13 protein-coding genes are annotated in these 12,155 nt (G+C 54.8%); 5 read left to right on the top strand and 8 right to left on the bottom strand.

Annotated features, from left to right (window positions below):
- Nucleotides 1–27 precede the first annotated feature (27 nt).
- Nucleotides 28–273 (bottom strand): sulfurtransferase TusA, encoded by a 246-nt coding sequence (gene tusA / locus WHR59_RS01330; protein ID WP_003827551.1) that lies wholly within the window; start codon nt 271–273, stop codon nt 28–30.
- A gap of 168 nt (nt 274–441) precedes the next feature.
- Here tusA and WHR59_RS01325 point away from each other — a divergent pair, with 168 nt between their 5' ends.
- A complete protein-coding gene (locus WHR59_RS01325) occupies nt 442–1,107 on the top strand; it encodes a 7-cyano-7-deazaguanine/7-aminomethyl-7-deazaguanine transporter (protein WP_019078120.1) in 666 nt (221 codons plus the stop codon).
- A 72-nt stretch (nt 1,108–1,179) separates the two neighbouring features.
- Nucleotides 1,180–1,737 (top strand): DcrB family lipoprotein, encoded by a 558-nt coding sequence (locus WHR59_RS01320; RefSeq protein WP_016154847.1) that lies wholly within the window; start codon nt 1,180–1,182, stop codon nt 1,735–1,737.
- A gap of 3 nt (nt 1,738–1,740) precedes the next feature.
- Here WHR59_RS01320 and WHR59_RS01315 read toward each other — a convergent pair whose 3' ends face one another.
- Complete coding sequence (locus WHR59_RS01315; protein WP_047408076.1) at nt 1,741–2,958, bottom strand: MFS transporter; 1,218 nt, start codon at nt 2,956–2,958, stop codon at nt 1,741–1,743.
- A gap of 133 nt (nt 2,959–3,091) precedes the next feature.
- Here WHR59_RS01315 and WHR59_RS01310 point away from each other — a divergent pair, with 133 nt between their 5' ends.
- From WHR59_RS01310 to nikR, 3 genes are all read left to right on the top strand, one after another.
- The gene (locus tag WHR59_RS01310) at nt 3,092–4,141 is read left to right on the top strand and encodes an AI-2E family transporter (protein ID WP_043018840.1); all 1,050 of its coding nucleotides are present in this window, start codon (nt 3,092–3,094) and stop codon (nt 4,139–4,141) included.
- Nucleotides 4,142–4,203: 62 nt separating this feature from the next.
- Nucleotides 4,204–4,782: a 4'-phosphopantetheinyl transferase AcpT gene (gene acpT / locus WHR59_RS01305; protein ID WP_043018620.1), complete on the top strand. Its 579-nt coding sequence runs from the start codon at nt 4,204–4,206 to the stop codon at nt 4,780–4,782.
- A 49-nt stretch (nt 4,783–4,831) separates the two neighbouring features.
- Entirely contained in the window at nt 4,832–5,233 is a 402-nt protein-coding gene (gene nikR, locus WHR59_RS01300; protein WP_043018621.1) for a nickel-responsive transcriptional regulator NikR, read from the top strand.
- Nucleotides 5,234–5,346: 113 nt separating this feature from the next.
- Here nikR and WHR59_RS01295 read toward each other — a convergent pair whose 3' ends face one another.
- The 6 genes from WHR59_RS01295 to hpaR all read right to left on the bottom strand — a co-directional run bounded on the left by WHR59_RS01295 (nt 5,347) and on the right by hpaR (nt 11,874).
- Nucleotides 5,347–5,706, bottom strand: coding sequence for a type II toxin-antitoxin system HicB family antitoxin (locus WHR59_RS01295; protein WP_087051931.1), 360 nt, complete (start codon nt 5,704–5,706; stop codon nt 5,347–5,349).
- Nucleotides 5,703–5,978, bottom strand: a complete 276-nt coding sequence (locus WHR59_RS01290; RefSeq protein ID WP_003837806.1) for a type II toxin-antitoxin system HicA family toxin — start codon at nt 5,976–5,978, stop codon at nt 5,703–5,705. Before WHR59_RS01290 ends, WHR59_RS01295 begins: the two co-directional genes overlap by 4 nt.
- A 77-nt stretch (nt 5,979–6,055) precedes the next feature.
- Nucleotides 6,056–7,180: an ABC transporter permease gene (locus WHR59_RS01285; protein ID WP_075145524.1), complete on the bottom strand. Its 1,125-nt coding sequence runs from the start codon at nt 7,178–7,180 to the stop codon at nt 6,056–6,058.
- The gene (rbbA, locus tag WHR59_RS01280) at nt 7,180–9,927 is read right to left on the bottom strand and encodes a ribosome-associated ATPase/putative transporter RbbA (protein ID WP_338843537.1); all 2,748 of its coding nucleotides are present in this window, start codon (nt 9,925–9,927) and stop codon (nt 7,180–7,182) included. The genes WHR59_RS01285 and rbbA overlap by 1 nt, the downstream gene beginning before the upstream one ends.
- Nucleotides 9,924–10,991, bottom strand: a complete 1,068-nt coding sequence (locus WHR59_RS01275; RefSeq protein WP_043018624.1) for an HlyD family secretion protein — start codon at nt 10,989–10,991, stop codon at nt 9,924–9,926. The genes rbbA and WHR59_RS01275 overlap by 4 nt, the downstream gene beginning before the upstream one ends.
- Nucleotides 10,992–11,433: 442 nt before the next feature.
- Nucleotides 11,434–11,874 (bottom strand): homoprotocatechuate degradation operon regulator HpaR, encoded by a 441-nt coding sequence (hpaR, locus tag WHR59_RS01270; RefSeq protein ID WP_043018625.1) that lies wholly within the window; start codon nt 11,872–11,874, stop codon nt 11,434–11,436.
- Nucleotides 11,875–12,155: the final 281 nt, after the last annotated feature.

Genomic DNA, 12,155 nt, shown 5'->3' with positions numbered 1-12,155 from the left:
GCGTTAGCGCCATCCGGCATAATAAGATTACTGGCCTTTGCGCACCAGATAGCGGTACGGCAGAGAGTCAGTCTCTTTGGCCACCAGCTCATGTTCCATAAAGGTACAAAAGCCGGGAATGTCACGGGTTGTTGCCGGATCGTCGGCGACAATCAGCAGCGTTTCACCCGCCTGCATGCCGCGCACGGTTTTACGTACCATCATTACGGGTTCCGGGCAGCGCAACCCCTGGGCATCAAGAGTATGGTCGGGAGAGGTAAACAGATCGCTCATCGTAGTCTCGTTCATTCAAAAACGGCGTTATTTTACGCTCTGTTGTGGCGTAAGCCAATCAGGTTAACGATTGCGTGAAAAACAACCATTGCAATGTGCTCTTAAAGCAGTATCATGCGACGGTTTTTTATTGGGTTCCCTCACCCCATCCAACAAAAAGGTCACAATATGACTCCGTTTACACAATCTCAGCGCGTAAAAGCGTTGTTTTGGCTATCGCTATTTCATCTGCTGGTGATCACCTCCAGCAACTATCTGGTGCAGCTCCCGATCTCCATTTTTGGTTTCCATACCACATGGGGCGCTTTTAGCTTTCCGTTTATATTCCTCGCGACCGACCTGACCGTGCGTATTTTTGGCGCGCCGTTGGCACGTCGTATCATCTTTGCGGTAATGATCCCTGCGCTGCTGATCTCTTATGTCGTTTCATCCCTGTTCTATATGGGATCGTGGCAGGGCTTCGGCGCGTTGCTGCACTTTAATCTGTTTGTCGCCCGTATCGCCGCCGCCAGCTTTATGGCTTACGCGCTGGGACAAATTCTGGATGTGCATGTCTTCAACCGCCTACGTCAGAACCGGCGCTGGTGGTTGGCGCCGACGGCTTCCACGCTGTTTGGCAACATCAGCGATACATTGGCCTTCTTCTTTATCGCCTTCTGGCGCAGCCCAGACGCCTTTATGGCCGAGCACTGGATGGAAATCGCGCTGGTCGATTACTGCTTCAAAGTGCTGATCAGCATTATTTTCTTCCTGCCAATGTATGGCGTACTGCTGAATATGTTACTGAAAAGGCTGGCAGATAAATCCGAAATCTCTGCATTGCAGACGAGTTAAAGGTTCATTTTCCGAGTTGTGATAAGATGAACGAATGAGCCGTTATGGCCGTTTATCGAAAGGAAGAAGTCAATGCGCAATCTGGTTAAATATGTCGGTATTGGCCTGCTGGTTATGGGGCTTGCGGCCTGTGATAATAGCGATACAAAAGCGCCAGCAGAGGGTGCTGCCGCGGAGAGTAGCGCCACCGGACAACCGGTCAGCCTGCTGGACGGCAAACTCAGTTTTTCCCTGCCTGCGGATATGACCGATCAGAGCGGCAAGCTGGGCACTCAGGCGAACAATATGCACGTATATTCTGACGCAACCGGCCAGAAAGCGGTGATTGTGATTGTTGGCGACAATACCAACGAAGATCTTGCCGTACTGGCAAAGCGCCTGGAAGATCAGCAGCGTAGCCGCGACCCGCAACTGCAGGTCGTCACCAATAAATCTATTGAGCTGAAAGGCCACACGCTGCAGCAGTTAGACAGCATCATCTCGGCCAAAGGTCAGACCGCTTACTCTTCCGTAGTGCTGGGTAAAGTGGACAACCAACTGCTGACTCTGCAAATCACGCTGCCTGCTGACGATCAGCAAAAAGCGCAGACGACCGCAGAAAATATCATTAACACGCTGGTTATCCAGTAACGGTTAAGACGATGACGCGGCCTCCGGTGACACCACCTGAGGCCGTTTTTTTAACCGCCAGGTCAGCAACAACGCCACCGCTACCAGCCCGGCTGCCGCCAGATAGATAACCGGCACGCCCGCCCACGTCATGACCAGCCCGGCCAGCGGCCCGGTAACCCCCAGTGACAAATCCATAAACACCGTGTAGGTCGCCAGCGCAGCGCCCTGATTTTGCTGCGGAACGGCTTTTACCGCCACCACGCCCAGCGCCGGGAAGACCAGCGAGAACCCAGCGCCGGCCAACAGAACACCGATTTTCGCCATCCACGGCATGGAAGCCATCCCGACCAGCAGCAGCCCAACAATCTCGACGCTAAAGCAGATCATTGCCACATTCAGTCCGCCTAAGCGGTTGATGCCGTTTGGGAACAGCAAACGCGTGCCCACAAACGTGCAGCTAAAAAGCGTCAGCGCGAATGCGGCGCCATCCCAGCCTTTGGCATCATAAAACAGGGTAATGAAGGTAGCGATTACCCCAAATCCAGCGGAGGCCAGGGCCAGCGCCATACCGTACAACCAGACGCGCCCAAGTACCGCGCGAAACGGCAATGGTTTGCCTTTACTGGCTTTCACCGCCGGACGAGGGAGCGCCAGCAGTATCGCCAGCAACGCCACGCCCATCACGGTCAGCGCCAGCCCCCGTAAGCCTCCCCAGGCATAAAACAGAACGCCCAGCGGAGCGCCTATCGCCATCGCGCCATAAGTCACGATGCCGTTCCACGAAATCACCCGTCCGATGTGCATTGAGCCAACAACCCCCACGCCCCACAGCGTAGAGCCGGTTCCGGCAAAGCTTTGCCCGATGCCAAGAATCACGCGCCCCAGGCATAGCAGCAGCAGACTGGCCAGCGGCCAGCCGTTCGTTGAGCCCGCCAGTAAATAGCCCAGCCCACTTAAAAAGCAGCCGCACAGCCCGAATACCACAATCTTCTTTGGTCCCAGCAGGTCGGCATAGCGACCTGCATGAGGACGGCTCAGCAGCGTAGCGAAATATTGCAGGCTGATGACCAGACCTGCCCAGAAAGCGCTAAATCCCATCACGTCATGGACGTAGCCAGGCAATACCGCGAGCGGCAGGCCGATGGTCAGGTAGCTGGCGAAATTAAACATCACCACAGAAACAATACGCAGATTCAGGCGTAAACCGCTAAGCGTCGGTTCAGCGACGGGTTCGGGCATGGAGGGTCACCACATTTTCACAACAGTGTTTCATTTCTACCATGTTGCAGACTATAAATCAGCAGCCAGTTTAGGAATAACAGACGCAAGCCAACCGCTACACTTAATGCAAAAACGCAAACAGGAAGAAAACATGACAACCGCTCAGCCCGATAAAACGGGTTTGCACATTTTGCTCAAACTGGCCGCTCTGGTGGTGATCCTCGCAGGTATCCATGCCGCGGCGGATATCATTGTGCAACTGCTACTGGCTCTCTTTTTTGCCATCGTATTGAATCCACTGGTCACCTGGTTTATTCGCCGGGGGGTACGTCGCCCGGTAGCCATTACGTTAGTGGTCGTGGTGATGCTGATCGTTCTTACGGCGTTGGTCGGCGTTCTGGCGTCGTCAATCACTGAATTCATGGACCTGCTGCCAAAATACAATAAGGAGCTGACGCGCAAAGTTCTGTATTTGCAAGAGATGGTGCCTTTTCTGAATCTGCATATGTCCCCAGAACGCATGCTGCAACGCATGGACTCCGACAAGCTGATGACCTTCACAACCACGCTGATGACAAGTCTATCCGGCGCCATGGCCAGCGTCGTCCTGCTGGTGATGACGGTGGTCTTTATGCTGTTTGAAGTGCGTCATGTCCCCTATAAACTGCGCTTTGCGCTGAACAACCCACAAATCCATATTGCAGGACTGCATCGGGCGTTAAAGGGTGTATCTCACTATCTGGCGCTGAAAACGTTGCTCAGCCTATGGACCGGCGCTATTGTCTGGCTGGGGCTGGCGCTGATGGGTATTCAGTTTGCTCTGATGTGGGGCGTGCTGGCATTCCTGCTAAACTACGTGCCCAATATTGGCTCGGTCATTTCCGCCGTCCCGCCCATGATCCAGGCGCTGCTGTTCAACGGCGTTTACGAATGCGTGCTGGTCGGCGCGCTGTTTCTGGTGGTGCATATGGTGATTGGCAATATCCTCGAACCCCGCATGATGGGGCACCGGCTGGGATTATCGACGCTTATCGTCTTTCTCTCTTTGTTAGTGTGGGGATGGCTGCTTGGTCCGGTTGGTATGTTGCTCTCCGTGCCGTTAACCAGCGTGTGTAAAATCTGGATGGAAACGACCACAGGCGGCAGTAAGCTGGCAATTTTGCTGGGGCCCGGCAGGCCCAAAAGCCGATTACCGGGATAAACTTGCAAACGGCATGTGAAGAATGGTACACAACCCCATTATTACTAAAGGTTAGCCGTGATATGTACCGGATTGTTCTTGGGAAAGTTTCTGTTTTAAGCACTGGCGCGTTGCCTGCCGCACTGAGTGATCAGGCCCCGCAAGGTGCTCACCGTGCGCGCTGGCTGGCAGGTCGCGTGCTGCTTTCCCATGCGCTTTCGCCATTACCGGACATTGTCTACGGAGAACAAGGAAAACCGGCCTTTTCCGCCGACACGCTGCTGTGGTTCAATCTCAGCCACAGCGGCGATGATATCGCCCTGTTGCTCAGCGACGAAGGGGAAGTCGGCTGCGATATTGAAGTCGTGCGCCCGCGCGATAACTGGCAGACGCTGGCAAACACGGTGTTCAGTCTCGGAGAACATGCCGAAGTTGAGGCCGAACGCCCGGAGCAACAGTTGGCGGCGTTCTGGCGCATCTGGACGCGTAAAGAAGCTATTGTGAAACAGCGTGGCGGCAGCGCCTGGCAAATTGTCAGCGTCGATAGCACCGCACTAACCTCCTCACTCTCTGTCAGCCAGTGCCAGCTCGACGCCCTGAGTCTGGCGGTCTGTACCCCCACGCCGTTTACCCTGACCGCAGACGCCGTGCAGCGTCTGTAACGCCCTCATTCCCGTGCGCCACCGCGCCATATCGTAAGGTTGAAATCGGATGCAACGTATCACCATTACCCTCGATGATGATTTACTGGAAACGCTCGACGGCCTGAGCCAGCGCCGTGGCTACAACAACCGTTCCGAAGCGATCCGCGATATTCTGCGCGGCGCACTGGCGCAGGAAACCACTCAGGAGCATGGCACTCAGGGCTTCGCGGTGCTCTCGTATGTTTATGAGCATGAGAAACGTGACCTGGCGAGCCGCATTGTTTCTACTCAACACCACCACCACGATTTATCGGTCGCCACGCTGCACGTGCACATCAACCATGACGACTGTCTGGAAATCGCCGTGCTGAAAGGCGACATGGGCGAGGTGCAACATTTTGCCGATGACGTGATTTCCCAGCGCGGCGTGCGCCACGGTCATTTGCAGTGCCTGCCGAAAGAAGAGTAATTGCCTGTTTCGTTGCCGGATGGCGGCTGCGCCTTATCCGGCCTACGTCCGTTACCGTCTGTAGGTCGGGCAAGCGAAGCGCCCCCGGCAATGATGAGCAAACCAGCTAGCAACTATGCCTGTTTGAGACTTTTGCTGAGCGTTTCGATGATCCATGTATTGACTGATACCTGTTCTTCCGCTGCCGCAAAACTTAAACGTTCTCCGAAAGACTCTGGATAGCGCAGAGTAAATGTCTTCAGCTTTTCCGGGTTTGCGTAAGGTTCTATCCCTGCGGCAGAGCAATCATCAAGATAATCTCGTAAGGAGATCTCTCCCTCTTTTTGCAGCCCCTGAATGCTGTCAGAGACAAAATCACAATAGCCTGACAATCCCAGGAACTTACCGCGAAACGCATTAAGCTCAGGGACATAATTAATCACCGCAGGTTGACCGGCGATTTCCATTGAGTTTGGCGTTTTGGGTTTGATCATGGTTTTACCCCTATACTTGTTAACCAGTCACGTACGTTTTCGACCGCGCCTTTATCTGTATCCGGAGAAGGATGTGGTCTATGAAAACTCGCAATGCTCTTATTTAAAAGAAATTTACACCGTGAGCCTCGTCCTTCTTTGATTTCGCCACCTAACGCCTTGATCAGTGACTCAATTTCCGACCACTTGATTCCCTGCGGCGTCGGTGCTTTAAAAAGCTGATCCAGCGTGTTCTTTTGCTTTTTGCGTAAAGACAACACTTTTTCCTTCATCGCATGTCCTTATGACTTCATCCTTTGAAGTCATATTATAACAGCACACAATGCAGTCAAGATATGAAGCCAACCCATTACGCCATCGTACCAATCGTCTTTCGAAAGCGTAGTAGCGCTATCAGGAAAAACGCGCTGCCGATCGCCAGCAGCGTCAGAAACTGCGGCCAGACGATGCTAAACCCGGCTCCGCGATAAAGTATCGCCTGCGCGAGACTGACGAAATGGGTAGTCGGCATCGACAACATAATGTCCTGCACCGCCTGCGGCATACTTTCACGCGGTGTAGAACCTCCGGAGAGCATCTGTAACGGCAGCAGCACCAGAATCATCAGCAGCCCCAGTTGCGGCATAGAACGTGCCAGCGTGCCCATAAAAATGCCGATCGAGGTGGTGGCGAACAGGCTCAGCGCCACGCCCAGCATAAACAGCGGTATTGAGCCTTCAATCGGTACCCCGAGCACGCCTTTTACCATCAGCATCAGCGACAGACCGGAAACCACCAGCACCACCAGCCCCATCGACCAGATTTTTGCCATCATGATCTCAAACGGCGTCACCGGCATCACCAGCAGATGCTCAATGGTTCCGTGCTCGCGCTCGCGAATCAGCGCCGACCCGGTAAGCACGATCGCCAGCATGGTGATGTTGTTGATAATCGCCATTACCGCGCCAAATCGAGCAGGCTCCAGATTAGGGTTAAAGCGCATGCGCATTTCCAACGCCACCGGCGGCTCGCTGTTATCACGGTAACGTGCCACAAAGCTGTTCACCTCGCCGCTGATGATATTCTGGATATAGCTGTTGCCGGTAAAGGCCTGGCTCATCCGAGTGGCATCGACGTTCACCTGTATATCCGGTTGTCGTCCGGCCAGAACATCACGCTGAAAATCAGGCGGAATGTTCACGGCGAAGGTGTAGCGTCCGGCATCCAGCCCGGCATCCATCTCATCGGCAGTAATCATCTCCGGAGGTAAAAACCACGGGCGATAAAAGCTGTTCACAATCCGATTCGACAACTGCGACTGGTCCATATCGGCAATGGCAATCGGCGCCAGATGCAGCGAACCCGGGAGGACGGTCGCGGAAGAGTAAACCGAAATCGTGAAAGCGAAGACGATCAGCGTCAGCATCGCTTTGTCACCCAGCAAACTGCGTAACTCTTTGATGCCGAGGTTGTAAATATTGCGTAATCGGCGCATCACCCCTCCTGTTTTTTCAGCAGTAATACGCTCAGACCAATCACCACCGGAATGGCCACCGCCAGCGGAATAAACAGCGGCCAGAGATCGGTCAGATCCAACGCTTTAGAGAACGTCCCACGCGCGATAGTCAGAAAATGGCTGGTCGGGTAAATTTCACCAATCCACCGTCCCGGCCCTTCCAGCGAGGCGACCGGATCGATCATCCCGGAAAACTGCGTCGCCGGGATCAGCGTTATAATCGCCGTACCAAAAATGGCGGCGATCTGGCTTTTCATAAACGTAGAGATTAATAAGCCCAGCCCGGTGGCAATGGTGACGTACAGCAGCGCAGCCAGCGTCAGGGTCACAAAGCTCCCCTTATGCGGGACCCCGAACACAAACACCGACAGCGCGCACAGCAGCAAGAAGTTCAGCATGCCCAGCACGATGTAAGGCAACTGTTTGCCGAGTAAAAACTCGCTGCGGGTCGTGGGCGTAACGTACAGGTTGATAATCGACCCCAGCTCTTTCTCACGTACTACGCTGAGGGCACTGAGCATGGAAGGGATCATCATTAATAGCAGTGGGATCACCGCCGGAACAATCGCCGGCAGACTTTTCACATCCGGGTTGTAACGATAGCGAGTTTCAATGGTCATCAATCCGTTTTGCCCACTGGCATTGGGTTGACGCGCCATCACATCCTGCAGCCAGGTCTGGTGCATCGCCTGCACATAGCCCCTGACCGTTTCAGCACGGCTCGGCATTGCGCCATCGATCCAGACGCCAATCTTCACCGGTGTTCCGCGCGCAATATCGCGGCCAAAATTTGGCGGGATTTCAATTGCTACCGCGACTTCGCCCGAACGCATCCGTTTGTCCAGCTCGTCATAACTGGCGAGAGGCGGCTGCTCGATAAAATAGCGCGAGCCCGCCAGATTCAGCGTCCACGCCTGGCTGCTGACGGTCTGGTCACGATCGAGCACCGAAAACCACAGGTTTTCCACATCCATGCTAATGCCATAGCCCATGATAAGCATCAGGATCACCGTGCCCATCAGCGCCAGCGTTGAACGAACCGGGTCACGCCGCAGCTCCAGCGCTTCGCGGCGGCTGTAGCTGAACAAGCGCCGCAGGCTAAAACCCTGCCGCGGCGGGTTATTGTTTTCATGCACTGCCGGAACATTGGCTGGCGCTAACTGAGCTTCCGGCGCCGGACCAGCCGCTTCCTGTAACCAGGAGATAAACGCCTCTTCCAGGCTGGCGGCGCCGCGCTGTTTCACCAGTTCCTGCGGCGTGCCGCTGGCCAGTACTTTTCCGGCGTGCATCAGCGACATCCTGTCACAGCGCTCCGCTTCGTTCATAAAGTGGGTGGAGATAAAAATGGTCACTTTGTCCTGGCGCGACAGATCAACCATCAGTTGCCAGAACATGTCCCTCGCCACCGGATCGACCCCGGAGGTCGGTTCATCGAGAATCAACATCTCCGGGCGATGGATAACCGCCACCGCCAGCGACAGGCGTTGACGGATCCCCAACGGCAGCGCGCCGGGCAACGCGTCTTCGACATCGGTCAGCGAAAAGCGCTCGCTCATCTCCTGTATCCGCCCCGGAATTTCTGCTTCGGGGATATGGAACAGCCGCGCGTGTAGTTCGAGGTTTTGCCGGACGGTCAGCTCGCTGTAGAGCGAAAACGCCTGTGACATATAGCCTACCCGGCGGCGGGTATCGATATTTTTCGGGTCAACCGCTTGCCCAAACAGCCACGCCTCGCCCTCGCTTGCGGGCAGCAGCCCGGTGAGCATTTTCATGGTAGTGGATTTACCGCATCCGTTAGAGCCGAGAAAACCGAAGATTTCCCCGCGCGGAATACGGAAGTTAACGTGGTCCACCGCCACAAATTTACCGAAGCGCATGGTCAGGTCTTTCGCCTCGATGGCAATCTCTTCCTGCTCAGCGTGATACGGCGGGATCACCACCGGTTTATGCGCCTGGCGCTGGGCTTCGGGTAACAGCGCGATAAATGCCTGCTCCAGCGTGTCGCTGGCGGTTTGTTCACGGAGCTGCTGCGCGCTCCCGGTGGCTAACACCTCCCCGGCGTTCATCGCCACCAGCCAGTCAAAGCGCTCGGCTTCTTCCATGTAGGCGGTGGCAACCAGCACGCTCATGTTGGTCTGTCGCTGGCGGATGCTGTTAATCAGATCCCAGAACTGGGCGCGGGACAGCGGGTCGACCCCGGTGGTGGGTTCATCAAGAATCAACAGTTCCGGGTCGTGGATTAACGCGCAGCACAGCCCCAGCTTTTGCTTCATGCCGCCCGAGAGTTTCCCGGCAGGACGATCGCGAAACGGCGCCAGTCCGGTGCTGTTCAGCAGCTCGGTAATCCGTGCTTCGCGCTCCGCTTTGTCATGACCAAACAGCCGGGCAAAGAAATCGACGTTCTCATACACTGACAGCGTGTGGTACAGGTTTTTCCCCAGCCCCTGCGGCATCCAGGCAATTCGCGGGCAGACATCCCGGCGATGCTTCGGGTCGCGCATATCGCCGCCCAGTACCCTCACGTTGCCGTGTTCAATAACCCGAGCCCCGGATATGAGAGACAGCAGGCTCGATTTTCCGACGCCATCCGGACCAATCAGCCCCACCATGCAGCGGGCGGGGATATCCAGCGTGATATTGTTCAGCGCTACCGTATTCCCGTAATGCTGACTCACGCCGTCAAGGTGCGCCACGGGAGGAACGGGAACCAGCGCCAGATGCGTCATTGCGGCAACCTCACCACCAGGTCGTCAGGCCAGGCGCGATTTTCATCAACACGCACCCACGCCATACCCGGCAGACCGGTTTTCACGTACTCAAGATGCTGCTGTAACAACTCTGGGGGGATACGCGCTTTGACGCGAAACATCAGCTTCAGCCGTTCATCGCTGGTTTCGACCGTTTTCGGCGTGAACTGCGCCACGCTTGCCACAAAGCTGATGGTCGCCGGAATACGCAAATCCGGTGCGGCATCCAGCACCAGGCGCGCTTCACCGCCAATCTTCAGTAAGCCAGCCTGCTCGGTAGGCAAGAAGAACGTCATGTAGACATCGCTGAGATCGACCATATTCAGCACGCGCCCACCCGCAGAAAGTACCTCGCCCGGTTCGGCTACGCGGTACTGCACGCGACCATCGCGCGGGGCTTTCAGCTCGCTGTCATCAATATCAGCCGCAATACGACGTTCGGTGGCTTGCGCGGCTTCTACGCGGGTTTGCGCCTGAATAATGCTGGTGCGAGCGGCTTCAATGGCGGCTTTTGCCGCAGAGACCTGCGCCTTTGCGGATTCCAGCGCAGCGCGTGCGCTTTCTGCCGCAGCCCGATCGTCATCCAGTTGTTGCTCAGATACAGCCCCACGCTGGGATAGAGAACGAGAACGCACGTGGCGTTTAGAGACCGACTGCAGTTCCGCCTCGCGCTGTTTGACCACCGACTGCGCGGCGCGCATTTCACTTTGCCGCTGTTCTAACAGCGCCCGCGCCGCCGCCACCGCGCTTTCAGCTTCTTTGATTTGGGCGACCGCTTCCAGCCGCTGCTCCTGCAGCACACGGGTATCCATTTTCGCCAGCACTTCGCCCTGACGAACGAATTGCCCTTCTGACACGAGGATCGTGTCAATTCGTCCGGCAATCTTGGTGGCAATATCCACTTCCGTGGCCTCAATTCTGCCGTTGCTGGCTGCGAACCCTTCCGGTATTCCGGCAGGGCGGAGCATCCACCACGCTATCGCGGCCACCACGACCAGGAGGCCCGCGCCCCACCACATCAAATGACGCTTCAACTTATCCATATTCGACCCGCCGTAATCCCTGTTTTCAAACGATGCGTGTCACAAAGCCCACTAAATAGCTATTCAGCGGGAGATTCCATCCGGGATGAGAAGGAATGAGAAACAATGGCCAGAGAGCGGACAGGCGCTAAGGCAACCTGCACCGCGCAGGAAGTGAATGACGAAAGTGCTGTGAGATCGGGTAGTAATGTTGTCATCATCAGCGTTCCTGGCCGGAAATGAAACACGCATACTCATAACTGCTGTCTATTGAATACTAACACCTGGATTTAATATGTCTATTCGGTTGTAGCACGGATGTTGCAGGCAAAAAATCGTGCCCGGCAATCCATTTGCCGGACAAACGTTCTTCTTAGAAGGTTTGCTGGATGACTAAGGTAACGCACTGAAAGTACCATTTTTTGTATGGCGTCCAGAACGTTACTTCTGGCTCTGGAACGCCTTAAGATCCCTCTTCCTCTGCCCGCGCTCCATTGCCCAGGGAAATAAACTCTTCCAGCAGCATGGTAAGTTGCTGCATTTTTTCGACGGTAAAATCGGCTTCTATCAGGCGATAGGCCTCTTCCACCTGGACCTGCGCACTTTCATAAAGTTTTGAACCGGCCGGGGTTAGAGAAACGTACAGCTTGCGCTGATCGTTAACTGGCTTGAGGCGCAGAACCAGGCCATCGCGTTCCATGCGGGTCAGGATGCCCGTCAGACTCGGGCGTAAAATACAGGCGCGAAAAGCCAGATCGTGAAAATCCATCGACGGGTTTTCGGCAAGGATACGCACGATACGCCATTGCTGTTCGGTAAGATTGTGGCGTTTAACGATCGGGCGAAAGTGGGCCATCGCCGCTTCCCGCGCCTGTAGTAGCGCGATAGTTAATGAATCATGCATGACTGACCTCTGAATCACACCTTCATTTGTTAATAAGTTAATAATTAGCGTTAATCACACCAGAACGCAACCGGTTTCTGTCTCTGAAAAGTACAGGTCGAGATAAGAAGATAATCTTATATATTGATTTATAAGAAATAAAAACAAAATCTGTAAATTTATTGTTAATCAGATCACAAATCATTCACTTCTGTTTGCCAAACCTTTCTGCAAAGCATAAAAAATGATCATTAATATGTTAATGAAATGATCGTATCCGAAATCAGAATCAGAGGAGTGGT

Source organism: Citrobacter europaeus (assembly GCF_037482245.1).
Classification (GTDB): domain Bacteria; phylum Pseudomonadota; class Gammaproteobacteria; order Enterobacterales; family Enterobacteriaceae; genus Citrobacter; species Citrobacter europaeus.
This window is presented reverse-complemented; position numbering and strand designations above follow the sequence as displayed.